The following is a 24716-nucleotide window of genomic DNA, read 5'->3' as shown; positions in this document are numbered from 1 at the left end:
AGAATGCAAAACAAGTTTTATGAAACCGCATTTAAAAAATATTGACTGAGTTCATTAGGATTCTGTGCTGGAATCCAGTGAGTAGTCTTTATAAAAACTTCATGATATTGGTTGCTAAAAAAATTCTTATTCAGATCAGCACTCTTTTTTGAAACGGCTATATCTTCACTTCCCCATACAAATAGAGTAGGTACATCTACTTTTTTAAATAGTGAAAGTGGAGAGCTAATTAGCATACTGCGATACCAATTAATAGCAGTTCCTAAGCGATTTTCCTGAATGAAATCTTTATCAAAAGTTGAGAGTTGTTCAGGTGTCATCCCTGAGTTTCTTAAGAAATAATGTCCCAAAAATTTGGTTCTTTTAAACATGAATTCTGGGATGATTGGTAATTGAAATAACCCCATATAATAAGAAGAAAAGATTTGTGTGCTACTTAACATTGCTTTTAAGAAAGCACCTTTATGGGGTACAGATACTAGCGTTAAGTGGGTTACAGCCTCTGGATGTTTAAGTGCTAGTTCACAAGCAACGATTGAACCCCAATCATGTCCCATCAGATATACAGGTTGATCAAGAGTTTTTATCAAGCTGTAAACATCTTCAACTAACTCAGCTACGCTATATTTGAAGCGACCTTTAGGGGAGGCTGCTGGGCTATATCCCCGCTGATCAATCGCTAAGGTTCTATAACCATGCTCATTTAATATATTACTGACTTGATTCCAGCTACTTGCAGTTTCGGGGAAACCATGGAGAAGCACGATTAACTTCCCATCAAGAGGACCAGAGTCAATTACATTAAATGTTAAACCTTTTCTATTATGCTCTGTAATTCTAGAGGTTAAATATTTTGATATATTTGGTGCTCTAGTATTTATTTCAGAGATAATATCTGTGTGATTTTTCATATTTTGATCTCATTTCTGTCTCTCAAAAAAATATCGTTTTTGAATAATGAAGTGAATGTACTTTCGTGACACAGAACTTTAATAAATTTGTTTTTTTGTCCTGAATTGAGAAAAATTAAATAATTTATATTGTTGTTATTTATAGAATCTTTTTAAAAAAAGATATGCCATCTTATAATATTTTAACTTTATTTAGAATATTGTGTTTGACCTAGATGGCATTAAAAATAGTGAACAAGGGTCAAATTATTTTTTCATTTTGATAGTAATTTAAAGAGTTTTGTTAGACATACAATAGAAACGAGCTGTCGCCTAATCAAAACTTTCGATAAAACCAATTTACACAAGCATCTGCCAAAATTTGTGTGGTATCAAAGCTCACATCTAAAATTGGAGATTGGATTGCATGTAACCCGATCGGAATTTCTGTACAAGCTAAAATAATCGAACCAGCACCTTTATCTATGAGTCTTTGGCTTAATTCTTGAAAAACGACACCCGCTTTAGCCGATTCATTACGCTTTACGGCATAAACAGCGGGCATAAATTCCTGTTCAATTTCCTCATCCGAATGAATGACAAAAGGAATGTCATGCTTGCTTAACTCATGTTGATACAACTGAGTAGAAAGGGCACCTTTGGTTGCCAATATTCCAACTTTATCATCAGATTGATAATTCTTTAAAATCTGTTGCACCGTAATTTCAACCATATTTAAGATTTCAATAGGGGTGTGTTGTTGTAAGTCAGAATGCCAGAAGTGTGCGGTATTACATGGAATGGCGATTTTAGAGACACCGCTACGCTCTAAAATTTTTAGTCCATGTAACATGGCGTTTAAAGGACTTTCACCTAGGTTTTTAAGTGCAAGTTGTCGGTCTGGAATACCACCATGATTCCAAGCGATTGTTGGAATATGTTCCTGATCTTTAGTAGCAGGGCTTGCATCGAGCAGACGCTGTTGAAAATCAACAGCAGCGCCCGGTCCCATACCACCCAAAATTCCAAGGGTGGGGAGCTCTGAAAATTCTGTCATCTTACAAACGGTATGCATCTTTGTTAGAGAAGGTTTTACGATAACCGAATAAGCCTACGGCACCGCCTGTATGAAGGAAGATCACTTTATCATCTTTAGTGAAATGACCCTGACGAATGAGGTCGACTAAGCCCGCAAAACCTTTACCTGAGTAAACAGGGTCAAGCAAAATACCTTCAGTTCGAGCCAGTAATTCAACAGCCTCAACCATGCTATCAGTTGGAATACCGTAGCCATCGCCAACATAGTCACTATTTGCAATCACTTTTTCACGAGCAATAAGATCTGCGCTTAAACCCAGATGTTCTAAAGTTGCACGAGTAAGTTTATAAACATTTTCTTCTTGTTTGGATTTTTCAGCACGAACGCTGATACCGAGTACTGGTAAGTTTGAGTGAGTTGCCGCAATACCCGCTAAAAGGCCAGCTTGAGTACCCGTGCTACCTGTGGCATGTACAAGATGAGTCGGAGCCAGCTGAATTTGGTTAAGTTGGTTAATTAATTCAATTGCTGTTGAGACATAACCTAAAGCTCCAATAGCGTTTGAGCCACCGCCCGGAATAATGTACGGACGTTCACCTTGTAGTTCTAATTCTTTTGCTTTGGCTTCTAAAGCCGCAACCATATCTGTGCCACCCGGAACAACCTCAATTGATGTTGCGCCTAAAATCTCGTCGAGCAATAAGTTTCCATTATTGTAATATTCATCTGTACCATCACTAACGCGTTGTTCGAGTAAAACAGATGCCTTTAAACCAAATTTATTTGCCGCTGCAATCGTTTGGCGAACATGGTTAGATTGAGTTGCACCTTGAGTGAGTACATGTGTAGCACCTTTTGCAAGTGCATCACCAATTAAAAATTCTAATTTGCGGGTTTTATTACCGCCTGTAGCCAGCCCTGTCGCATCGTCTCGTTTGATGTAAATCTGGGGACCATTTAACGCTTTAGTTAAGTTAGGTAAAAACTCTAGAGGAGTAGGCGCATGAACCAGTTGAACGCGCGGTAAATGACTTAATAACATAATAATGTCCTAAAAATTTAATGTATGTAATCAATCATGCGACTTACTTCTTTGCGCATAATTTCTAAAATATGTTTTTTTGTTTCAATAAATTCTTGCTGTGGCGCAATATTTTCAATGCTACGCGCACGAGGTAAATTCACTTGAATATCTTCGGCAATACGCCCGGGATGGCCTGCCATTAAAATAATGCGATCTGCTAAAAGTAGAGATTCATCAATATCGTGAGTAACAAATAAAACGGTGGTTTTGTTGTCTTGCCAAAGCTGAGTCAGTGTTTCCTGCATCAAAATACGTGTTTGAGCATCTAAAGCCCCAAAAGGCTCATCCATCAATAAAATCTTTGGCTTCATGACCCACGCACGGGCAATAGCAACACGTTGCTTCATACCACCCGATATTTGCCAAATTCGATGGTTTTCAAATTTCTTCAAGCCCGTTTTTTCTAAATAATATTCAGTTTGCTCAGCAATATATTTAGCTTCAGCTTTTGATTGTTTAAGTGGAAATTGAATATTTTCTTTTATGGTGAGCCAAGGAAATAACTGAGCTTGTTGAAATACAACAGCTCGGTCAATGCCCGGTGCTGAGATGGTTTGACCATCTACATAAATCTCACCTAAAGTTGGTTTTTCAAAACCAGCAAGCAAGTTCAAAATAGTTGATTTACCACAGCCAGAAGGCCCAAGTAAGCAAACAAACTGACCTTCAGGAATTTTAAGATTGATATCTTCTAAGACCGTATTTTCCGTTTTGTTTTGTTTAAATATTTTCTGAACATTATTTAGCTCAATAAAGGGTTGAGTCATTATGCTTTTCCTGTCCAAGGGGCCCATTTTTGCTGTGCTTTCACAATGAGCCAATCTAAAATAAAGCCAATTGTTCCAAGTAAAATAATCCCGACAATCACAACATCTGTACGCAAATAAGAACCTGCGTTAATAATCATCCAGCCTAAACCAGAAGTTGCTGCAACCATTTCCGCTGCAATTAATGATGTCCAACCAATACCAATAGATAAACGAATGGTGGTGAAAATTTCAGGAAGCGAAGAGGGTAAAATGACACGGAATAAGATTGCTGTTTTTCCTAAGCCCATCGTTTGTGCTGCTTGAATCAAACCATATGGAACGTTTTGGCTTGCTGCGGTTGCACCCACAATAACGCTAAGTAAAGTCGCAATGAAAATAAGGAAAAATTTAGATTCTTCACCAATCCCTAGCCAAACCACCACCAATGGAATGAGGGCAATTTTGGGAATAGGACGTAAGAATTGTACAAATGGATCTAAAATGGCATTAAGTACAGGACTACGACCCATTAATAATCCCAAAGGCACACCAATAACGATTGCAACGAAGAATGCAAAGAAGGCACGCGCCGTGCTGACTAAAATGTGTTGATAAAAAGGAGCATCCCGATAACCATTTTTAAATAAATCTAAAACTGTATCTAAAATCTGTAGAGGAGAGGGCAACAAAATTGGTGAGACAAGTTTGAATGTACTCACAAGCTGCCAAATAATCACAAAAGTGATTAGCGATAATGCACTAATCACTTTTAATTTAAACGGGTTCAACTGAATCATTTCATAACCTTATTTTGTTGCTTCAATAAGGTATTTACTGTTGATATTAGGCGCATAGCTCTTTGGAACATCCGATTGTTTTAACTCGCCAATATTGACTAAAAATTTAGCAATATCTTGAGTTGCTTTAGCCAAGCCAGAATTCTCATCGTTTGATGTTGCACCCAAATATTTTTCAGAGGTTTGATCTTTCAGTGGAATATATTCGATACCGGCAAGTGTGGTTTCGACTTGGTCATATGGAAGACTTAAGTATTTAGAGATTTTTTCAGAAGCAGCTTTAGGATCACGTTTATATTCATCAACTTGATCTTGGTAAGCCTTCAAGAACTTAATTACAAGGTCAGGGTGTTTTTCTGCAAACTCTTTGCGGACAGCAAAGTTGTTATAAACCAAAATACCTTTTTCATTCAGCGTCGTTGTACGATAAATTTCTTTACCGCCTTCTTTCTCTAGTTGTTGAGTAAATGGTCCCCAAACATAGGCTGCATCAATATCACCACGTGTCCATGCAGAAACAATTTCAGCAGGCTTAAGTGGAATTAATTTGATTTTTGATTTATCAATTTTATTTAATGCAAGCGCTTGTTCTAAAGCATATTGCGCGGTGGAGTTGGCAGGGAAGGCAACTTTTTTACCAACCAGATCTTGCAGATTTTTAATATCAGGACGAACAATTAAACGTTCTGCACCAGAAATTAGACCTTCCAAACCAATGATTTCAATTGGTAATCCGCGAGTAATACCTGCAACAGCTGGGCTTGAGCCAAAACGAGCAATATCAATTTCATTTGCGGCGAAGTAATTAATTACATCTGCACCCGAAGCAAATTCAACCCACTTAATTTTTGTACCTAAAGCTTTTTCAAAATCTCCATCAGCTTTACCAAGAACCCAAACTCGTGGACCACCGCCCCAAGCAAAACGTACTTCTTTAGGCAGTTCAGCGGCAGGCGCAGTTTGAGAAGCTTCTGCTTTAGTTTCATTATTTTGCTGTGAATTATTTCCACAACCTGTTAAAAGTGCAAAGCTGAGAACCCCTACTGATAAGACAGCGTTTTTTAAGTGAAAACGTGTTGCAAACAACATTATATTTCCAGTAATTTTCGAAATTTATTCGATCTTAGTGAAAATTTATGATTAATAAAAATATGAAAAAGTGGAATGGATATATGCAAAGATGAGTTTATATTTATGAATAAAAAAGCATTATTTATCACTTAAAGTTGGTAGTTATACTTTGAGTTAAAATTGGTGCATGAAAAAATAAGAACTTTTTAAAACTATTTACTTATAGGTTTAATACATGATTAAAATTATTAATTAACTTAAGAATATTCAAAAATCACATGGCTTTTGAGGTAAATGATGACTTCAAAAAACCATGCAATTTATAAATAAGGCTTTTAACGATATAGAAGCTTACTTAATTCGATACCACGTTTGGTTTCGACCAATTGCAGAGATACCAATGTATCCACGAGCAATCAGTTTTTCACCATCTGGTGATACGGTTACACTAAATTTATAAGTCTTATCTGACTGCGGGTCGAGGATAGATCCTTTGTCATATTTATTTTGACCAACACTTTTTAAATTTTTGACAATGGTTAAACCAATTAAAGATTTGTTTTTGTAGATCCCTTCACACATCGTACATTTGTTGGCCTCATTTGGAACAAGTATTTTTTCGATGTTCGCAGACAGATTGCCATTCTTATCTTCGCTAAATCTTACTAGTGCTCTCGGTTGATTGGTTACATCATCAATTGTTTTCCAAACACTGCCATGTAGCTTGTCTGAAGCAAATGAATGAACTGAATACAAACTAAGTAAAAGTAAGAATAAATATTTTTTCATATCAATCATTTCTCTAATTAAAAATGGATGGTTTTAAAGGTCTGAATTATTCATTTTAAATTTAACTTCATAGTTTTCTTGGTATTGAATCTATAAGCTAAATAATATGTAAAGTAATAATCTATTTATGTGGATATTATTTTGATCGGTTTTTTTATGCAATTGCGAGAATGAACACAATTATAAAATATAGCGTTAAAAGTTGATTATGAGATTATAAATTATTAAGACTTTTAAAAGTATGTGATGAATAGGAAGGTATATAGTGTAATAATTGATGACAAAATGTGTTTTAAAAGAAGATAAAAATATCAACTACTTTTTGAATTAGTTAGATTGCGTGTGATGCGTCACAAATTATAAAAATAACATTCAAATCATGTGTTTAGTATTTATTGACAGTGTGCAATATTAAGTTTTATAACTAAAAGATCCTGAAGCTGTTTCTTTAACCAGAACAGAAAAAACACAATATAAAGATGAATAGACATTAGAACAAAAGATAAGGAGAAAAAATGAAAGTCCTTAAATCCACTTTATTTTCTCTGATGAGTATGCTGACAATAAATAGTGCAGATGCTGGAAATGCATCTACATCATTAAGGGTCAGTTTAACAATTATTGAAACGTGTGAAGTTTCCACACAAGGAAACTTAGATTTTGGTTCAGTGGTTCGTTCTCAGCCAGTTGCTGCTGCAAGAACGGATGTATCTGTGCAATGTAGTCAAAATACGCCGTATCAATTGGCGGTAACTTCAGACAATAACTTTGAACTTAAATCTGCTGCCAGCCCCGCATCTGTTGCATATGTACTGTATCAAGATGCTGGCCATACTCAAATTTGGGGAGGGTCAGGAAGTAAAATACATTCAGGAATTGCGACAGGAATGAAAGAAAATATTCCTATTCATGGGGCAATTACATCAAGTACCAATGTTCAGGCCACCAAATATGAAGATTGGGTACGTGTGAACGTTATATATTAATAAAAGAAAATTAATAAAGCGCTTCTGCTGTAAAGCTGAAAGGCCAATATTTTAATAACTGCGATTTGATATCAGATTCTTGCACAGCTCAACAAGGTGCGATGAATGAAACCTTGTTGAGCTGAATAAATGATTTTATTTATTGCTCAACCATTGAATTGAGGCATCAAACAGTTTTAATCCATCTTCAGAAAGATTGGTAAATGTGTCGTTGTTAAGAAAAAACATAAGTCTTTTTGCAGGTGCTAGAGACTCATAATCCATGGTTGCACCTTTCTCATAACCCCAGATTGCCACTTTTTCAGGTTCCCCATACACAGTCGCAATAATGGTGGCACCTAAACCCGGGTTGCCCCAACTCATAGGCGCTTGGGCTTTATACACATTGTGAGTTCCCGCAGAAAGATGCGCAGAGAGAGGATGTGGCGCATTGACCAACCACAAATAACGTTCTTTCTCGACTTCACCAAAATCGCTATTAATTCGTTTACCTGTCATAGCTAAATCATCAAGATAATCGTTTTCCCACGTCATCAGTGGAACGGGCAGTTGGCGCCAGCCCGATTGAAGATTTTTAGAAGCGACTGTAGAAGAGATAATGACTAAATCTGTGTTCTTTAAATTATTTGGTGAAACAGATTGATCTAATATCTCAACTTGATAGCCTTTGCTCTGCAAGTATTTTTGAATAGCGACATCTGTACCAGCTGATGAACCCTTGATCTGTGAAATCAGGGCAATTCGTGTTTGGGCATAAACAGAAGAGCTAAACAGTGTGCCAATCAACACTACCGTAGAAAGAAGCTTTTTCATATTGTTCTCGAAAGAGCAGTGATTTAACACTGCTCTGATCCTGTGTTTTAAAATTTAAAGGTTGCGCGTAATACTGCTTGGCGAGAGTCACCTTGAGATACAGTCAAATTATTGACGCTAGCTGTGTAGTAAGTAGTGTCAAAGATATTATTTAAATTAAATTGGAAAGTAACTGCTTGTTTAGCAATGGTGGTGTCATAACTCACAAAGGCGTTAGCCAGCGTATAGTCAGGTAGATCAAAGGTATTTTCCGAATCCCCAGCACGTTTTCCTACATAATTACCGCTCAAACCTAAACGTAAATTACCGTTGTAAAGCTGCCCATAATTATAGGCTAATGCCAGAGAAGCTGTATTACGCGCCACATTGTTTAGGCGGTTACCTTCTAGGCCACTTTCATCTTCAGTCACTTTAGCGTCTGTATAGGCATAGGTGAGGGTGGCATCAAGCTGATCTGTTAGACGGCCTGTCAGGTCGAGTTCAGCACCTTTAGAACGAACAGCACCCGTTGTATGTAGTTCGACTTCATTAGTAGATGAGTTGGTGACTTTAGCTAAAACATTACGTTTTTTAATGTCATAGATTGCAAAATTGGCTTTAATACGGTCATTTAACTCGTATTTTGCACCAACTTCATAAGACTTAGCTTGTTCAGGCTGAACATCTGCATTAATGATCGCATCGCCGCCTAAAGGAGCAATTGAAGAAGATGGTTTAAGTGACTCGGTATAACTACCATAGAATGAAAGTTGGTCATTCCATTGATAGACTAAACCAGCATGTGGGAGCCAGGCATCATCATTGGTGTTAGTATTTTCCTTAAACGGTCTGCCACGTCCAGCAGTTTGCTCATAGTTAAGGTAACGACCACCAAGTACAGCAATCCATTTCTCATTTAAATGAATGGCATCTTGAACATAAAAACCATAAGTATGTAGTTTATCTGTTTGGTCGCTATCTGATGCGACAACATTTTGAGATGGTTCAACAGTTCCAAAACTTGGATTTAAATAATCTAAGGTTGAGGTATCACCTCGAACCATATCTGGACGGAAATATTTACGATATTCGATGTCTGAACCAATTTGAATATCATGTTTTAAACCAAATAGATTGGTTGAACCAGTGATATAGGCTTGGGCATTGCTGTCTATGCTTTCTGCATTTAAGGTGGCATCTGTACGACGTGTAACGGTGTGTTTGGTCGTATCTAACTTGGTCACGCGTAACTGATTGGCATCATAAGTTTCGTAGTTATAGGTATAGCCTAAGTGAGCTGACCAATTATCATTAATCTTGTGATCAACTAACAGTTGTGCCAGATGATCTTCACCTTTCATTTGGTTAAAAGCTTCATCTAGACGTTGATATTTAGAAACGGGTAGGGCTTTATTTGTTTTTGGGTCAAAAACGGTAGAACGGTCAAAAGGCACATCAAAGTGGCGGTATTGATAGCTCAGGTTCACTTTAGTTTGACCATTATCCCACGCTAAAGATGGAGCAATTAATGACTGTTTGAGATTGCCAAAATTACGCCAATAGTCCGCATCTGAGTGATCAGCAATAAAGCGATAGGAAAAGTTACTGTCACTAATCGCGCCCGTGGTATCTATGCTTGCGCCTAAACCATTTTTACCCGCAGCAAAACTTGAACCATATACTGAAAATTCAGTTTTTTGAGTGGTTTCTGGTTTCTTTGTAATAACATTGACCACACCACCTGGGTCCATAATGCCATAGAGTAGTGAAGATGGACCTTTTAAAACTTCAACTTGTTCAACTGCTGCGTTCATGGTTCGGCCTTGCACAATCGGCATACCATTTACAGTAATTGAACCATCACGATTGTCACCAAAACCACGCTTCATTACGGTATCTTGCGTACCGCCTAAAGTATTACCTTGCGTAATGCCGCTGACTTGGGTCAGTGCATTATCCAAATTTGCAGGTAAATAGTCTTTCATATATTGCTTAGAAACGACATTTACGGTTTGTGGACTTTCTAAATTTTTTTGATTGCCTCGTAAAGTCGATGCTGTTTGAGTTTCGATGTAGCTTGAGTTCGCTTCAGCCCGAACTTTAATAGTCTCTAGTTGCGCTGGTTGGATCGCCGTTGTTTCTGCCCAAGATATGATAGGGATGAGGGATAAAAGCAAGGGGCTACTATGTTTTAAAATTTCAACAGTAATTAAATTTTTACGCGGGGAGAAAGCAAACATACGTATACCTAAGTGATATAAACATCGTGAAAGGCTAAAAAAGAGCGACTATTCAAGCGAACAGGAGTGCCGATTAGACTCAAAAAAAGTGTGTAAAGTATATATAAATGAGACTCATTTGCAATGTTTTGAAGGGGAATAAAAGAGAAGAAAAATGATTAATAATTTAACTTTTTAATAAGATTCTCTTTTATTTTTGGCCACTCTTCATCAATGATACTGAATCTGACAGAATTCCTTTTTCTCCCATCTGGCATAATTCTCTCATTTCTTACAACACCTTCCTTCTGGGCACCGAGTCTTAAAATTGCATTCTGTGATTTTTCATTGAGGACATCTGTTGTAAGCTGAACCCTGACGCAATTTAATTCCTCAAAGGCATATTGAAGAAGCAAATATTTTGCCTCGGTATTTGCATAGGTTCGCTGCCAAGATTTTGAGTACCAAGTACTTCCAATTTCTAACTTTAAATTTTTTCTGTCTATTTTCCAAAATCTTGTAGACCCAATGATTTTTCCTGTAGCGATATCTTCAATTGTAAAAGGAAGAACAGTACCCGCTTGGTAACCTTCTAGTGCATGGTGGATATAGTCATCTATTGTCTCTGCTGAAGGTACAACAGTGAAAGGGAGGTTCCATAGTTCTCCATCTGAAGCAGCAGATATTAAATCTTTTGAATCTTCAATCGTTAAAAGGCGTAACCGAATACGATCACTTGAAAGTATGATGTTTGGGGTCATAACAGAGGTCCTATCTGAAAGTTATCAAAAAAGAGTGGTACCCAAATCTTATTTAAACCGACTATTTAGATCACTACTTGAAACCGAAGTATGAAGTGAATGGAAGTTACCTGATTCGGCAATAGCACTCGCTGCTTTAATAAATCCATCCCAAGCTGTACGAGCTAATGCTCCACCCAAGCTAATACGTCTTACACCCAAATCTGCAAGCTCTGCTGCTGTTAAATCACTATCCCAGCCAATTAAAACATTTACTGGTTTTGGTGCAACAGCATTAACGACAGCAATAATTTGTTCTCGTGTTTTGATGCCGGGTGCATATAGGCAGTCAGCACCAGCCTCTGAATATGCTTTCAATCTGTTAATGGTGTCTTCTAAATCGGGTACACCAACAAAGAAGTTTTCGGCACGGCCTATAAGCATCGTATTCGTTCCGCTTTGATCGATCGCTATACGAACGGCTCGGATTCTTTCAATTGCATCGGAGATATCTCGTAGAGGCTTCTCCATATTTCCAGTCGAATCCTCAATAGAAATACCCGCTATTCCTGTATCTAATGCCATATGCACATTTTCAATAACACCTTGTGTAGTATCTGAAAACCCACTTTCAAAATCAGCATTAATAGGGAGGTTGGTCGACTGAACCATGTAACGTAAATGTGCCAATGTTTCATCTCTGTCGAGTTGACCATCTGCCTTTCCAGAAGACCATGCATAGCCTGAGCTTGTTGTTGCAAGTGCTTTATAGCCGAGTTGTTCGAGTACCTTTGCGCTGCCTGCATCCCAAGGATTAGGTAAAATAAAACATCCGTCTTTATGGAGATCACGGAAAATTTTTCTTTTCTCATCTACTGATGTTTTCATTATTTGGTACTCTTTTTAAACGGATGAGATTAAATTTAATCATCCAACCTTAAGCCCTAAAACATTTAACAAATCAACAGTAATCGATACTCACCATCTTTTTCAACAGGCGCTCGATGAACACAAGGCAAAACCTTTTGAGTTGGATGATCTACGGCCAAACGCCAAATATGGCCCATGCCTAAATTTACAGGTTGAGCATTGGGTTTAGGCTGATAATGCAAATCAAAAAAATACTCTGCCAAAAAGGCTTCAAAATCAGCTTCTGGACCATCATGTAATTCTTTGAGTTTTTCTCTAATTTCTGGAATTAAAACTTTTTGTTCAACCTGATCATTGGAAACAATATCACTGGCAGCGCCGTGATAGGTACATAAGAAAGTATCGGTATCAATTGGAGAGCGATCAACATGAAATGAATATACATCCGTTGAAATGAAGTCTAGTTCTTCATCGCGTTCATAATGTTTAAGTAAATTAAGTACTGGCGATGCGCCAAAATCAGTTAATTGCTCGATATCTTCTAAAATAGTTGTTCTTGCCAGATTGCCTTTTTCTGAAAGTTGTAGCGCTAAAAGATCTTCAACAGAAACTTCTGTAATATTTTCTTTTAAATGAAGTTTATTCACAATCTCTTTAAAGTCGCCAACCAGATTTCTGTGCCAACACATGGCATTGGTTTCTCCTTGAAACTTTGTATTTACAAGTTCAGGGAAACTAGACACTTGTCTAATTTGATTATTGTCAGAAAACGCATTCTTCATATGAGAATTAAATAAAATAATAGAGCATGTCTAATATTATAGCCTGAGCTTAGCCAAAAAAATTCCCTTCCAATTTATTAAGCCAGTTTAGTCTTACTTCAGAAGAGCATTATTTGCTTCTGAAGTAAGATCTTTAAAAATCGAGTAATTTATTTACCACTCATATTTCACACCCACTCTAAAATTAGTCGGAGCACCGTAATAGCTATTGGTGGTGGCTAAATGGTATTTCTCATTAAATAAGTTATTAACATTAAAGTTGAGCATTAAATTATTGTTGACCTTATAACGTGCCATTAAGTCGACCAAAGCGTAACTTTCTTGAGTAAATCTACCCGTTGCAGAGACCGCATTTTTTTCATAAATTTCGCTTTGCCAACGAACACCGCCACCAATAGTGAGGGCTTCATCAAGATAAGGTAGGGTGTAGGTGGTAAACAGTTTGGCTGTATTATTTGGCACGCCGGTATTTAATCGGTTGTCTTGACTATCTTTTGATAGGTTACGGCTAAAGCTTGTAGAAACTTGCCATAAATTAGTCAATTTACCTGTCGCTTCAATTTCAAAGCCACGGCTTTCGGTACCAGATTCTGTTCGATAGGCTTGCGAACCATCTGGAGCAAATACATCGGCTAACTCAATCGCTGTATTGTCCTCTTTAGTTTGATAAATAGCAGCGCCAACATTTAATTGATTATCAAAAAACTCACCCTTAATACCCAGCTCGGTACTATTGCCTATTAATGGGTCTATGTATTCGCCTGTAACAGCTTTTTTATCTTGTGGTGAAAAAATATTGGTGTAGCTTGCGTAAGCAGTCCAATTGTCAGTGAAATCATAGGTAATGCCTACATATGGAATTACCTTGCCACTTTCTTCTTGTGTTGTGTAGGTGGTCTTATTATCAGCATTTGAATGGTTACCTGTTACGCGTTCCCAGTCTTCAATTCGAGTGCCTAAAATGACTGCAAGATTGTCGGTTGCTTTAAGACGAACAGCACCAAAAATAGATTGGCTACGATCATCTCCACTGTACCAACCATCTATTTTTGTTTCGGGGCGGTTAGGTGTACTGCCATCCCAAGCAAAAATATTTTTTAGAGTTCCATCCCATGTCATTCCATTATTCCAGCCCGAATAGGTAGGACGTTTATTTTTACTTTTTGTGTAAGTCGTGCCTAACACCACGTCATGAGTTTGATTAAATAAATCAAATGAACCGTTTAAGGTTAAATTGAACAAGTCTTGAGTAGGGCGATAATCCCAACGGGTTGCGTATAACATCGCCCCGCTGCCAGTGACTTTATCAATTCCTTTACTTGAGTAGGTATAGCCTACAATTTCATCTGAATCGGTAATGGTTCTAGATACTACACCTTTTAATTTCCAGCGGTCATTAAACTGGTGTTCAATATCGGCAAAGTAAGATGTCGTTGAGCGGTCTGAACCCGTCCAACTCGCTGCCGCTGAATCTGAGCGTGACCAATTAATCGGTGTGCCATCTGTATAAAAGCTTGGTAAACCACCTCTAGCGACACCAGTCAAATCGATTTGTTGGTAACTTGCACCCAAACTTGCTTTGGTTTGTTCAGTTAAATCAGCTTCTACTACGGCATAAGCAACTTTACGTTCTTCGTTGTAGCGGTCGATATAAGAGTCTGACTTTTGGTAGGCAAAAAGAGTACGGCCACGAATACTTCCTGATTCATTAAGTGGTGTGGAAACATCAATATCGGTACGGTAAGAATCCCATGAACCAATGTCAGCACTCACCGAAGCCTTAAAGTCCTGTAATGGTTTTTTTCGAACCAGATTAATACTTGCGCTTGCACTGCCAGCACCTGTCATTAAGCCATTTGCACCTCGCACGACTTCGACACGGTCAAATAAAGCCATGTCCTGACTCTGGAAAATACTTGCATATGAACTCATGAGCTTCACGCCATCGAGTAAATAGCTATCTACTTCTTTGCCGCGAGCGTAAATAGGCGAATTATCACTACCAATATTGCCGCCTTGTTTAATAGAAAGGCCAGCTGCTTGACTGACAACATCGGTTAATTGCGTTAGGTTCTGATCTTTCATTTGTTGATTGGTGATGACACTAACGAGCTGCGGTGTTTCTTTCAAACTTAACGCTAAGCCAGTAGAGGCGGTGGTTGCTTTCGCCGTATATAAACCAGAACCTTCGGTTGTTAGATTTTCGCCATGATCAGCATTGATATGAATTGTTTCTAAATGAGCCGTACCTGTTTCACCACTCGCCTTATTAAATTTATTACTATTATTTGCTTTAGTTTTAATGGCTTCTAACTGGAAAACTTTGGGTTCAATTGGAGCGGGAGAAGACTTCACTCGAATGCTATAGCCGCCATTGTTTACTTTAACGGCTTCAAATGGATGGTTTTGTAATAACAGACTTAAAGCATCTTCAACAGCGTAATTCCCTTGAAGCGCTTTGCTTTTTGTTTTTGAAAGACTGGCATTATCGTAGCTAATGGTTGTGCCTGTTTGAATCGCCAGTTGTTTAATGGCCTGATCAAGCGTGCTCTGGCGAATTGAAATACTGTAAGTTTGTGCAGCGTAAATAGACGTTGAGGTAAGCGCCGTGACCACCAATGGCGTACTCCATAGCACTGCACGTATAGCCAAAGCCAATTTACTTTTTGCTTGATAATCCTTCATGTGGTCTTCTCGACAGGGAGTGTATTTCTCTATAAGTCGAACCAGATCAAAAAAAGGGTCACATTTTTTTATCTTTTTTTAATATTTAACAGATAGGGGCTGTAATAGTTCAGTTCAAGTTGATGACTATATGCCAAAGTTTCTAAGCTTTGCTGAGGGTTCTTTAGAGAAAATACACCAGAAATTTTAAGTTTTTTTAATTCTGGGTCGAGATGGTAGGTTCCTTTTTTATAACGAAATAGCTCATCCAGCACTTTTTGTAATGGCCATTGATCTACAACCAAAAGCTGTTGGGTCCAATAGGGCTGATCGTTATCGAGAGGAAGAGCTTTTGATATATATTTTTCATCAAAAAAAGCACGTTGGCCTTGTTTTAATATTTGGCGTTTAGAAGCGTTCTCTGGCTCAATGGCTACCGCATGTTTATAGACTTTAACTTTGGTTTGTTCGCTATTTTCTTGGCGAACCGTAAACTGAGTACCTAAGGCTTCTACTGAACCATTCTTGGTTTCGACAATAAATGGCCGATGTAGAGCATCCTTTGCCGTTTCAATATAAATTTCTCCATCAATCAGTTTTATCTGACGTTTCTCTTGCGTGAAATTTACATCGATATAGCAATCACTTGCCATAATCAGTTGAGAACCATCTTTTAGTGATACTTTTTTAATTTCACCTACTTTGGTGTGGTAGTCCGACTGCCATTTTTCCCAAGGTATGAAATAGGCAGACAAACCAACAATGAATAAACCTGAAAGGCTTAACAGCATATTGCGTTTTGCAGCGAGATTAAATTTTTGATTAGACTGAACTAGAGCTTCGGAAGGGAAGTTACCTGCAAGGTTTGATAAACCATGGCTAAATTTTTCCATTTGTTGGAGTGCTAGCTGGTGTTCTTTTTTTTCGACTTTCCACTGCTCAAATTGTTGCTGCTGTAACGCTGTCATTTCACCCGAATGTAAGAGTACCAACCAGTCTGCGGCTGCATCTAAAACATGATGAGGGATTTTAGTAATATCTGACATACGGTAGAAATTTGAGCGTGCGTTGAAAGGAGTTAATTATAGAGGTCTATACAAGCCAAAAAAGCGTGTTTCATATCTCTTTTTACAGTGGCTTCAGAAATATTCATTTTTTCACCAATTTCTCGATAAGTCATGCCGTCTAGTTGAGACATCAAAAAGACCTGAGCCGTTCGGGTAGGTAGTTTTTCTAATATTAAATGAACCTGATATAAAGTTTCTTGAATATAAACTTCATGTTCGGCAGAGGGATAATATTCTTCTGGAAGGTTCTGTAGGGCATCTAGATAGAGGTTTTCAATATGCTGACGGCGCCAATAGTCAATCATGACATGCTTGGCGATGCCCATAAGCCATGCCTGTGGCTCTTTAATTTTTTGAAAACAATATTCACTTTTTAAAGCACGATAAAACACTTCCTGACTCAGGTCTTCAGATTGATGATGATGCTGAAGTTTGTGCTTAAACCATGATAAAAGCGTAGTTTGCTGAGAACGGTAAATTTGGCTAAACCATACCTGTTTCTCTACATTGAGGTTCATAGCAGCGGAGTCCACAAATTGGCAATGAGTAGCACAATTAAACACACAGTTAAATTATTCTTAAATAGTAATGATAATTATTATTAATATCAATAAGTGGAACTTTATATTCTAAAAATTTTGGTGCTTTAATTTTCCGCTATTTAAGGCCTGTACCTTAGTCGCAGACACATGTATCTTTAGGGGATGATCCTTTAAATTATAAGGTGTTTGATAAGCAACACCGTTCAATTAAACAACCAAACTATACCACCACGATAAAACAACAACGTTCTCAAGATGAGTTATATAAATAACAAGGAATAAAACATTTTGTTTTATTGGTGAATCTTGAAGTGGGATATCAATGATCCAGATGGGGGTCTATGAAGAAATATTATATGGTTGATTTATTTATGATCGCTTCATCTTACTTTAAAAAACACAAGAAAAATTACCGCAGTGTAAAGGACCAGCAGCTTACAATCGCAGCCAAGGCAAATATTTTTATTTGCATCATTTTTTGTTTGTTTTGGACTCTATATTTTGCATTTGCACAAATATGGTTGATTGTTTATATGGATATCTTTTTTACACTGATCTCCATTTTTAGCCTTTTTCTTATTTATATAAATCGAATTTCAGCGGGTATTCTTCTTTCACAAGCCATTCTGCTGGTTTTTCCAGTCGTATTTTGCCTATTTTTTGATATAGCTACAGTTGATCGTCCGCAGGTGGCTCATTTATTTTTACCCGCTGGAGCGATATTGGGGTATTTGAATTACCGCAGAGACCCAAGTTATTTACAATTCATTTTAATTTTATTGTCGATTGGGTGTTTTATATTTTTTAGTGGAAGCTCTTTTAATCTTGAGAGTGCTATACCACTATCTGAAGATATTCGAGATCATGGTGGATGGATTGCAACTTGTGCTGCTACATTGATGATTTGTATTTCAATTTACACCATGCAATTAGAGATACAAATAGAAAACAGCATGGTGAAAGACTTACGCTTAGCCCTTGCGAAACAACAATTTGAGCTTTTTTATCAGCCACAAATCAATTCGTCTGAAACGCTGATTGGCGCGGAAGCTTTATTAAGATGGCATCATCCTACTTTAGGATCTGTTCCAACAAAAGATTTTATTCCAGCGGCAGAAAATTTTGGGTTAATGCCGGAAATTGGAGTATGGGTGTTAGCTCAAGGCTGCAAAGTTTTACAAGACTGGAGCAAAAAAGCCGGGACCAAAGATCTTACGCTTTCAATCAATATTAGTGCTGATCACTTTATGCAAGCTACCTTTGAGCAAACCGTGATTGGAATGGTGCAAAAATATGAGATAAATCCATCTCGGCTCATTTTAGAAATCACTGAAAATATTGCTTTAAATAATTGTGTAAGCATGATCGAAAAAATGCATTTCCTGTCAAAGAATGGAATTCAGCTTTCCCTTGATGATTTTGGTACAGGTTATTCATCTTTAAGCTATTTGCAAAAAATGCCCATTAGCCAAATCAAAATTGATCGTAGCTTTGTACAAGCAGCTTTGGATGATAAACGTAGTAATAAACTCGTGACTGGCATTATTAAAATTGGTCTGGATTTGAACCTTCGGGTGCTAGTAGAAGGCATTGAAACGACTGAACAATTTAGTGCTTTTAAAAATAATGGATGCACTGAGTTTCAAGGCTATTTATGGGGAGTTCCTATGCCATTAAATGACTTTATAAAACAGATTGGCTATTTCAAAAATAAGCAATAGAACTATTTTTCAGTCTTTAAATAGACAAATAGTGAAAGCAAAAAAGAAATTATATTCTTTAGAAAAATTTAAATTAATTGTAGATATGTAATAACAGCTAAACATTCATGGTGAAAGATACGGATATTTATTAAACGGGTCACATCATGTCAAGCTTTAAAATAAATACACTTTTACTTTCTCTTATCTCTTGTTCAGTCTTTTTTACGGGGTGTAATGACAGCAATAGCTCAGATGATAATTCGATAGTAAACCAAGAAATACCAGCAGCACCAAAGGGTGTAGGATTTGAAGATACCGCTCCAGTTCCATCGAATATCACAACCATTGTAGATTCTTGGACGACCAATCAACGTGGCGATGCACGATATGCAACTGTTGAGACAAATGCTGGCGTACGTGTGCTGAGCGGCTTTTTAGATGTATGGACACCCTCAAGTTTATTTGTAGATGCAGGCCAATCTGCTGAGGCAAAAGATGGTTTTCCAGCGGTAGTCGCATCAAACTGGACAGGTTTACCCGGCGACAGTACAGACGGTACAAAAAAGAACGCAGATGTATTGAACTACAACATTAACTATTCAATTCAAACCACGCAAAAACGTACAGACGCAGAAGCGATACGTGCCTATTTAGATGACAGACGTGGAAAAAGCTATAGCGTAACAACAGGAATGGGAGCGCTAACCGATCCGTGGAGAAAGCTCACTGGGCAGACCACCACAATCAACTCGGTGCCAGCCGATGCTGCACAAGTAAAATACGATGACAAAGGCAATAATAGTGGACTAACCACAGCCGATGGCAATGCCAACTTTGGAAAAGTGGTTGAATTCGTTCAAGCAATGGGGAATAACTCATCGACAGAGTCAGCAAAGCGTTTTTATAAATATGCTCGCCCGTGGCGCTGGAGTTCTGAAGTCATTGTTGTACCTAGTTTAGAACCTGCAAAAAGTAGTACACCCGCAACTGACGGTGGTTTCCCAAGTGGGCACACAGCTGAAGCTGGCCGAAATGCAATTGCGATGGCTTATTTAGTGCCTCAGCGTTATCAGGAACTGGTTGCTCGCGGTATGGACCTTGGTGATTCACGTATTATTGCGGGCATGCATTCAGCGATGGACGTGATTGGAGGACGACTTCAGTCGATTGCCGCAGATGTTGCAAACTTAAATGCCATGACTGTAGAGCAACGAAAAGAAGCTTATTTACAAGCTCAAACACAGCTCATGAAAGAGACCAATAGCTCAACGTTTGAATCATTTTATAGTTTGGCCAAAACACCTTATGACACGAATGACCGTTTTGCCGATCTTGAAAAATTAAAACAGCAGGTTAATCACTGGATGACCTATGGTTTTAACCAAATTGGCGATAAAACAAAAATAGCAACAGTACCTAAAGGCGCAGAGATTTTATTGGAAACTCGACTTCCTTATTTAACTGCCGATCAGCGCCGTGTGGTTTTGAAATCAACTGCACTTGCTTCAGGCTATCCCGTTATGGATGACGTTGAAGGCTATGGTCGCTTAAACCTGTTTAGAGCGGGTGCTGGTTATGGCAGTTTTGATGGTGATGTTAATCTGACCATGGATGCGAGTTTAGGTGGCTTTAACCAATATGATCAGTGGAGTAATGATATTACGGGTGCGGGTAAACTGACCAAATCAGGCACAGGAACTTTAGCACTGACAGGAAATAATTCATTTACTGGTGGTATTGATTTAAAGCAGGGTGGTTTAGAAATATTGTCTGAGCATGGTGCTGGCCAAGGCGATATTTATATGCATGAAAATAGCCTATTAAAAACCAACTCAGCTAAACCAGTTAATATTGAGGGTAATCTAACTCAGCTTGCAGGAACCACATTCAACATCACGTTTAAATCGAATGTACTTCCAGCAGTTCAGGTAGCAAATACGCTTACCTTAAATGGAACATTGCAGCTCGTTTCAAAAGACAATTTAGCGGCGGGAACATATACGGTGTTATCGGCAAAAAAAGTTCAAGGCACCTATAAAAAAGTGACACTGAATGGCAAAGATATTACGCCAATCTATCAAAATAACAGCGTTAAGTTTACGGTGTCATAAGCGGAACTTGGATAACCCATATCCATAGTTAAAAGTAAGCTGGGCCACTCCAAAAGAGTAATTAAACAATTTTAAAGAGTGGCCAAACTAAGCAATATGTTTGAATAATAAAACAGATCTATCTATATCTGAGCTTTATGATAGATCGATTTTACTTTTTCGGGGCTAATTGCCAGCATGTGAATCGCGCCGTGAATCATTCCTTCTAGCAAATGGAAGTTTACTTGAATACCCGCATCCCACAGTTTTTGAGCATATCTTTCGCCATCATCACGAACAGGGTCATATTCACAAACAAAAATAGTTGCATCCGGCAGTCCATCTAAAGACTGAGCGAGTAACGGACTTACAAATTCATTGTGTTTTTCATTTTCATCTTGCACATATTGATTCCAGCAATAAACCATTGTGGATGATTCCAAACCATAACCTTCGGCATATTGGCGATAAGAATTACTACTCATCGTGGCATCTAAGGCTGGGTAGAAAAGAAGTTGATGGCTCACCTTAATTTCTGGGTGTTGTTTTGCCATTAGACATGCGGCGGCAGCTATATTTGCGCCCGCACTATCACCACCTACAGACACGCGGTTTTGATCAATTCCAAATAGTGAAGCATTCGAATGGATATAGCGAAATACCGTAAAAAAATCATTTAAAGGTGTTGGAAACTTAAACTCTGGAGCCAAGCGATAGTCCACAGAAAATACAACGTGCTGAATGGATTCTGCTAATAACCGACAAGTGCGGTCCCATGCGTCTAAACTTCCAAGGCACCAACCTCCACCATGAGCAAAAACCAAAGCAGGTTGTTGCTCAGCGTTTTCTAGAGAATAGGGAACATAAACACGAACCTCAATTTCGGTGCCATCTGAAACCTCAACATTAAAACTTTGTTGATAGTTTGCATCATGCTGAATACCTTGCTGATCAATAATGTCTTTATTTACATGTTCTCTTAACGCTTGTAACGAGTTTACATTTTGTGGGGCTGGTTTAGATTTAAGCCAGCTTTCAATTTCAGCAAGTAGAGGCATGGCTTTTTTCCTGCTGCAAGAAATCTAAAATGAGTGAGCTAAATATTTCTGACTGTTCTTCCATAATGAAATGACCGCAGTCTTTGACAATCGCACTGGTTAAATGTGGTGAAACCTTTTTCATGGTTTCATAAGGTGCATTATCCGTAGCATGTTCAGCGCCTATTGCTAAAACTGGCATGTTTAAACTTTTAGTTTCTCTGATTTTATTTTGACGAATGGTCTCTGGAATAGATCGGTAATAATTAAAACCTGCTGTTAAACGACCCGGAACTTTATAGGCTTCAATATAAGTTTCAGCCGCAACTTTATCTCTGTGCCATGACCATTTATCAAACATATAATTTAAATAAGTATCTTCGCGGCCTGTGATTAAAGCCTCAGGTAAATCTTGGGTCTGATTAAACATGAAATGCCAAAGAAAAATGTTTTCACTCGGCTCAACAAAAATAGGAGGTGCGGGTGCTAAACCGGGAATCACAGCCTCTGTGACCGCAAGACGAGTGACTGATTCAGGAAAATCAGATGCAAGTGCATAGGCAACCCACATACCAATGTCATGACCTACAACCGAATAAGTTGGATTTTCAAGTTGAGTCATGAGCATTGATAAAATTTTGGCGATGCTACCCGTATCGTAACTTCCATCCAGTGGAGCTGAATTTCCAGTTCCGGGTAAATCAACAGCGATGGCTTGATAACCTTGTTGTGCCAATTCAATCATGACTTTGTGCCACGCGTACCATGTTTGCGGCCAGCCCGGAATCAGTAATACAACTGGGCCTTCCCCTAAGGTCACGTAATGTAGTTTTTTGCTCTCGATGTGAATATAAGAATGGTGGAATTCGTTATGCGATTTTTCATTTAATAGGTGAGTTTTCATATTGAGCTTAAATACCTAATAACTGATTAATTTGAGTCTGATTCACAGGGGCAGCAGCAAAGTCATCAAACACTTTATCGGTGACATGAATAATATTTTGCTTAATGAATTCGGCGCCTTCGCGTGCACCATCGTCTTTATTTTTGAGGCAACATTCCCACTCTAATGTGGCCCAGCCTTCGTAGTCGTAATGCGCTAACTTTGAAAAAATTGCTTTAAAGTCAACTTGACCATCACCCGTAGAACGGAATCGACCCGCTCGATTTCCCCAGCTTTGATAGCCGCTATACATTCCTTGGCGGCCCGTTGGATTAAATTCGGCATCTTTAACATGAAACATGCGAATGAAATCTTTATAGATATCGATATATTCCACATAGTTCAGTTGCTGCAAAACAAAATGGCTTGGGTCAAAAAGAATATGGCAACGTGGGTGGTTGTGGGTTCGCTCTAAAAACATTTCAAATGTAATGCCGTCATGCAAATCTTCACCGGGGTGAATTTCATAGCAAAGGTTGACATCTTGTTCATCACAAGCATTCAAAATCGGAAGCCAACGACGCGCTAATTCATCAAACGCCGTTTCGATGAGTCCAGACGGTCTTTGAGGAAATGGAAATACATAAGGCCATGCTAGCGAGCCAGAAAATGTCCCCATGTCTTTAAGGCCTAAGCGGGCAGAGGCTTGAATTGACGCGAGCATTTGTTGCTTTGCCCACTCGGTTCTAGCTGTTGAATTGCCATGTAAATGAGATGGGGCGAAGTTATCGCACATTGAATCATAAGCAGGGTGAACAGCCATTAACTGCCCAAAAATATGAGTCGTTAACTCACTAATTTTTAAACCATGATTGTTTAAAGTACCTAATATTTCATCGCAATAATCTTGGCTTTCTGCTGCCAAATTGACATCAAATAAACGCTTATCCCAAGCAGGAAGTTGTACCGCTTCAAAGCCTTGGCCTGATACCCAAGCAGCAATATCGTCTAGGCGGTTAAAAGGGAAAACATCATCGCTAAATTGAGCAAGATGAATACTAGGACCTTTGATGGTTTTCATAATAAAATATAATTAGTTGTCGATCAGCAAACAATAGGCTTAATTTTTGATAAAAACAACTTTTTATTTGAAAATCAAAACAAAATGAGAGTATTTTGAATAAATCTCATTGATTTATTTGTGAAAATATTTTTTTCGAATAATAATAAAAAGAGGTACTAAATTTGATAAAGGGTCATTATGGCTGGCAGACCAAGAGAGTTTGATCGAGAAGAAGCCCTCGTAAAAGCGAGAGATTTTTTCTGGCTTCATGGCTATGAAGGCACATCAATGTCAGATTTAGTTGAAGTTTTGGGGATTGCCTCAGCTCGAATTTATAAAGCATTTGGCTCAAAAGAAGCCTTGTTTAGAGAGGCTGTAAATCACTATGAAAACAACGAAGGTAATTTCGCTCTAACCGCTTTAAAGCAAAAAAATATTAAGGATGCAATAAACCAATTATTTCAAGATGCACTAGCGCTTTACACGCAAACCAACCATTCATATGGGTGCATGGTCGTGTCAGCAGCGAGCGTGCTAGGTGAAGAAAATCAAGCTGTTTTGGAATGGATGAAAGCACAGCGTATTGCGCGGGGCCAAAGTCTGGTCGAACGATTTGTTCAAGCAAAATTAGATGGTCAATTGGTCGCAGATGCAGACCCTAAAACTTTAGGGCAATATTACGCGCTCGTTCTCCATGGGCTATCTATTCAAGCAAGAGATGGGTATACCAAAGAAGAGCTGTCTCAAGTGATTCATTTTGCATTAAAAAATCTAGATCAATATGTTGTAAGCATTTAATTGATTCGGATTTTTTAATTAATGGAAATCGTCATGTAATGCTTAAAACATAAAGTTTATT

At 38.1% G+C, this 24716-nt stretch carries 22 protein-coding genes; 4 read left to right on the top strand and 18 right to left on the bottom strand.

Annotation, left to right across the window (positions count from 1 at the left end; all coding sequences use genetic code 11):
* Nucleotides 1-17: 17 nt before the first annotated feature.
* From MMY79_RS12740 to MMY79_RS12710, 7 genes are all read right to left on the bottom strand, one after another.
* Nucleotides 18-911, bottom strand: a complete 894-nt coding sequence (locus tag MMY79_RS12740) for an alpha/beta fold hydrolase (protein WP_252609068.1) — start codon at nt 909-911, stop codon at nt 18-20.
* Nucleotides 912-1227: 316 nt separating this feature from the next.
* On the bottom strand, nt 1228-1947 hold the full coding sequence (locus MMY79_RS12735) for an amino acid racemase (RefSeq protein ID WP_252609066.1): 720 nt from the start codon (nt 1945-1947) through the stop codon (nt 1228-1230).
* A gap of 1 nt (nt 1948) precedes the next feature.
* Nucleotides 1949-2971, bottom strand: coding sequence for a D-cysteine desulfhydrase (locus tag MMY79_RS12730; protein WP_049836290.1), 1023 nt, complete (start codon nt 2969-2971; stop codon nt 1949-1951).
* A gap of 17 nt (nt 2972-2988) precedes the next feature.
* Nucleotides 2989-3780, bottom strand: coding sequence for an ABC transporter ATP-binding protein (locus tag MMY79_RS12725; protein WP_252609063.1), 792 nt, complete (start codon nt 3778-3780; stop codon nt 2989-2991).
* Nucleotides 3780-4559, bottom strand: a complete 780-nt coding sequence (locus tag MMY79_RS12720) for an ABC transporter permease (protein WP_252609061.1) — start codon at nt 4557-4559, stop codon at nt 3780-3782. The genes MMY79_RS12725 and MMY79_RS12720 overlap by 1 nt, the downstream gene beginning before the upstream one ends.
* Before the next feature lie 9 nt (nt 4560-4568).
* A complete protein-coding gene (locus tag MMY79_RS12715; RefSeq protein ID WP_252609058.1) occupies nt 4569-5648 on the bottom strand; it encodes an ABC transporter substrate-binding protein in 1080 nt (359 codons plus the stop codon).
* A gap of 333 nt (nt 5649-5981) precedes the next feature.
* The gene (locus MMY79_RS12710) at nt 5982-6419 is read right to left on the bottom strand and encodes a DUF2147 domain-containing protein (RefSeq protein ID WP_252609056.1); all 438 of its coding nucleotides are present in this window, start codon (nt 6417-6419) and stop codon (nt 5982-5984) included.
* Nucleotides 6420-6934: 515 nt separating this feature from the next.
* On the opposite strand from MMY79_RS12710, the gene MMY79_RS12705 reads away from it, so the two are divergent.
* Nucleotides 6935-7405, top strand: a complete 471-nt coding sequence (locus tag MMY79_RS12705; RefSeq protein ID WP_252609054.1) for a spore coat U domain-containing protein — start codon at nt 6935-6937, stop codon at nt 7403-7405.
* Between the two features lie 135 nt (nt 7406-7540).
* Here the strand turns inward: MMY79_RS12705 and MMY79_RS12700 are convergent, their stop codons facing one another.
* The 8 genes from MMY79_RS12700 to MMY79_RS12665 all read right to left on the bottom strand — a co-directional run bounded on the left by MMY79_RS12700 (nt 7541) and on the right by MMY79_RS12665 (nt 17057).
* Nucleotides 7541-8218 (bottom strand): hypothetical protein, encoded by a 678-nt coding sequence (locus tag MMY79_RS12700; RefSeq protein ID WP_252609052.1) that lies wholly within the window; start codon nt 8216-8218, stop codon nt 7541-7543.
* A gap of 47 nt (nt 8219-8265) precedes the next feature.
* A complete protein-coding gene (locus tag MMY79_RS12695; RefSeq protein ID WP_252609050.1) occupies nt 8266-10437 on the bottom strand; it encodes a TonB-dependent siderophore receptor in 2172 nt (723 codons plus the stop codon).
* 158 nt (nt 10438-10595) lie between these two features.
* Nucleotides 10596-11177, bottom strand: a complete 582-nt coding sequence (locus MMY79_RS12690) for a GNAT family protein (RefSeq protein ID WP_252609048.1) — start codon at nt 11175-11177, stop codon at nt 10596-10598.
* A 48-nt stretch (nt 11178-11225) separates the two neighbouring features.
* A complete protein-coding gene (locus MMY79_RS12685) occupies nt 11226-12044 on the bottom strand; it encodes an isocitrate lyase/phosphoenolpyruvate mutase family protein (protein WP_252609046.1) in 819 nt (272 codons plus the stop codon).
* Nucleotides 12045-12109: 65 nt separating this feature from the next.
* Nucleotides 12110-12808: a DUF1826 domain-containing protein gene (locus tag MMY79_RS12680; protein ID WP_252609044.1), complete on the bottom strand. Its 699-nt coding sequence runs from the start codon at nt 12806-12808 to the stop codon at nt 12110-12112.
* 153 nt (nt 12809-12961) lie between these two features.
* Nucleotides 12962-15493: a TonB-dependent receptor gene (locus tag MMY79_RS12675; protein ID WP_252609041.1), complete on the bottom strand. Its 2532-nt coding sequence runs from the start codon at nt 15491-15493 to the stop codon at nt 12962-12964.
* Nucleotides 15494-15561: 68 nt separating this feature from the next.
* Nucleotides 15562-16518 (bottom strand): FecR family protein, encoded by a 957-nt coding sequence (locus MMY79_RS12670; protein ID WP_252609039.1) that lies wholly within the window; start codon nt 16516-16518, stop codon nt 15562-15564.
* A gap of 32 nt (nt 16519-16550) precedes the next feature.
* Nucleotides 16551-17057: a sigma-70 family RNA polymerase sigma factor gene (locus tag MMY79_RS12665; protein WP_252609037.1), complete on the bottom strand. Its 507-nt coding sequence runs from the start codon at nt 17055-17057 to the stop codon at nt 16551-16553.
* A gap of 365 nt (nt 17058-17422) precedes the next feature.
* Here MMY79_RS12665 and MMY79_RS12660 point away from each other — a divergent pair, with 365 nt between their 5' ends.
* Both MMY79_RS12660 and MMY79_RS12655 read left to right on the top strand, forming a co-directional pair.
* Nucleotides 17423-18802, top strand: a complete 1380-nt coding sequence (locus tag MMY79_RS12660; protein ID WP_252609035.1) for an EAL domain-containing protein — start codon at nt 17423-17425, stop codon at nt 18800-18802.
* A 146-nt stretch (nt 18803-18948) separates the two neighbouring features.
* The gene (locus MMY79_RS12655; RefSeq protein ID WP_252609033.1) at nt 18949-20895 is read left to right on the top strand and encodes a phosphatase PAP2 family protein; all 1947 of its coding nucleotides are present in this window, start codon (nt 18949-18951) and stop codon (nt 20893-20895) included.
* Nucleotides 20896-21017: 122 nt separating this feature from the next.
* On the opposite strand, the gene MMY79_RS12650 is transcribed toward MMY79_RS12655, so the two are convergent.
* The 3 genes from MMY79_RS12650 to MMY79_RS12640 are packed head-to-tail and all read right to left on the bottom strand — an operon-like array spanning nt 21018 to nt 23875.
* Nucleotides 21018-21932 carry an alpha/beta hydrolase gene (locus tag MMY79_RS12650; RefSeq protein WP_252609030.1) on the bottom strand — a complete coding sequence of 305 codons (915 nt, stop codon included), beginning with the start codon at nt 21930-21932 and terminating at the stop codon, nt 21018-21020.
* Nucleotides 21916-22815: an alpha/beta hydrolase gene (locus tag MMY79_RS12645; RefSeq protein ID WP_252609028.1), complete on the bottom strand. Its 900-nt coding sequence runs from the start codon at nt 22813-22815 to the stop codon at nt 21916-21918. Before MMY79_RS12645 ends, MMY79_RS12650 begins: the two co-directional genes overlap by 17 nt.
* A gap of 7 nt (nt 22816-22822) precedes the next feature.
* Nucleotides 22823-23875, bottom strand: coding sequence for a sugar phosphate isomerase/epimerase family protein (locus tag MMY79_RS12640; protein ID WP_252609026.1), 1053 nt, complete (start codon nt 23873-23875; stop codon nt 22823-22825).
* A gap of 180 nt (nt 23876-24055) precedes the next feature.
* Between MMY79_RS12640 and MMY79_RS12635 the strand changes: the two genes are divergently transcribed.
* Nucleotides 24056-24655: a TetR/AcrR family transcriptional regulator gene (locus MMY79_RS12635; protein ID WP_252609024.1), complete on the top strand. Its 600-nt coding sequence runs from the start codon at nt 24056-24058 to the stop codon at nt 24653-24655.
* Nucleotides 24656-24716 lie beyond the last annotated feature (61 nt).

Origin of the sequence: Acinetobacter sp. XS-4 (assembly GCF_023920705.1) — a bacterium.
Classification (GTDB): Bacteria; Pseudomonadota; Gammaproteobacteria; order Pseudomonadales; family Moraxellaceae; genus Acinetobacter.
Note: the sequence above shows the minus strand (reverse complement) of the source record. Positions and strands in the feature narration are given on the sequence as shown.

What these genes read in the sequence shown, in the direction of transcription:
- MMY79_RS12695 (WP_252609050.1), bottom strand. Translation starts at nt 10,437, where the DNA reads ATGTTTGCTTTCTCCCCGCGTAAAAATTTAATTACTGTTGAAATTTTA.
- MMY79_RS12665 (WP_252609037.1), bottom strand. Translation starts at nt 17,057, where the DNA reads ATGAACCTCAATGTAGAGAAACAGGTATGGTTTAGCCAAATTTACCGT.
- MMY79_RS12715 (WP_252609058.1), bottom strand. Translation starts at nt 5,648, where the DNA reads ATGTTGTTTGCAACACGTTTTCACTTAAAAAACGCTGTCTTATCAGTA.
- MMY79_RS12710 (WP_252609056.1), bottom strand. Translation starts at nt 6,419, where the DNA reads ATGAAAAAATATTTATTCTTACTTTTACTTAGTTTGTATTCAGTTCAT.
- MMY79_RS12645 (WP_252609028.1), bottom strand. Translation starts at nt 22,815, where the DNA reads ATGAAAACTCACCTATTAAATGAAAAATCGCATAACGAATTCCACCAT.
- MMY79_RS12730 (WP_049836290.1), bottom strand. Translation starts at nt 2,971, where the DNA reads ATGTTATTAAGTCATTTACCGCGCGTTCAACTGGTTCATGCGCCTACT.
- MMY79_RS12680 (WP_252609044.1), bottom strand. Translation starts at nt 12,808, where the DNA reads ATGAAGAATGCGTTTTCTGACAATAATCAAATTAGACAAGTGTCTAGT.
- MMY79_RS12705 (WP_252609054.1), top strand. Translation starts at nt 6,935, where the DNA reads ATGAAAGTCCTTAAATCCACTTTATTTTCTCTGATGAGTATGCTGACA.
- MMY79_RS12650 (WP_252609030.1), bottom strand. Translation starts at nt 21,932, where the DNA reads ATGCCTCTACTTGCTGAAATTGAAAGCTGGCTTAAATCTAAACCAGCC.
- MMY79_RS12685 (WP_252609046.1), bottom strand. Translation starts at nt 12,044, where the DNA reads ATGAAAACATCAGTAGATGAGAAAAGAAAAATTTTCCGTGATCTCCAT.
- MMY79_RS12725 (WP_252609063.1), bottom strand. Translation starts at nt 3,780, where the DNA reads ATGACTCAACCCTTTATTGAGCTAAATAATGTTCAGAAAATATTTAAA.
- MMY79_RS12700 (WP_252609052.1), bottom strand. Translation starts at nt 8,218, where the DNA reads ATGAAAAAGCTTCTTTCTACGGTAGTGTTGATTGGCACACTGTTTAGC.
- MMY79_RS12690 (WP_252609048.1), bottom strand. Translation starts at nt 11,177, where the DNA reads ATGACCCCAAACATCATACTTTCAAGTGATCGTATTCGGTTACGCCTT.
- MMY79_RS12655 (WP_252609033.1), top strand. Translation starts at nt 18,949, where the DNA reads ATGTCAAGCTTTAAAATAAATACACTTTTACTTTCTCTTATCTCTTGT.
- MMY79_RS12675 (WP_252609041.1), bottom strand. Translation starts at nt 15,493, where the DNA reads ATGAAGGATTATCAAGCAAAAAGTAAATTGGCTTTGGCTATACGTGCA.
- MMY79_RS12660 (WP_252609035.1), top strand. Translation starts at nt 17,423, where the DNA reads ATGAAGAAATATTATATGGTTGATTTATTTATGATCGCTTCATCTTAC.
- MMY79_RS12735 (WP_252609066.1), bottom strand. Translation starts at nt 1,947, where the DNA reads ATGACAGAATTTTCAGAGCTCCCCACCCTTGGAATTTTGGGTGGTATG.
- MMY79_RS12720 (WP_252609061.1), bottom strand. Translation starts at nt 4,559, where the DNA reads ATGATTCAGTTGAACCCGTTTAAATTAAAAGTGATTAGTGCATTATCG.
- MMY79_RS12740 (WP_252609068.1), bottom strand. Translation starts at nt 911, where the DNA reads ATGAAAAATCACACAGATATTATCTCTGAAATAAATACTAGAGCACCA.
- MMY79_RS12670 (WP_252609039.1), bottom strand. Translation starts at nt 16,518, where the DNA reads ATGTCAGATATTACTAAAATCCCTCATCATGTTTTAGATGCAGCCGCA.
- MMY79_RS12640 (WP_252609026.1), bottom strand. Translation starts at nt 23,875, where the DNA reads ATGAAAACCATCAAAGGTCCTAGTATTCATCTTGCTCAATTTAGCGAT.
- MMY79_RS12635 (WP_252609024.1), top strand. Translation starts at nt 24,056, where the DNA reads ATGGCTGGCAGACCAAGAGAGTTTGATCGAGAAGAAGCCCTCGTAAAA.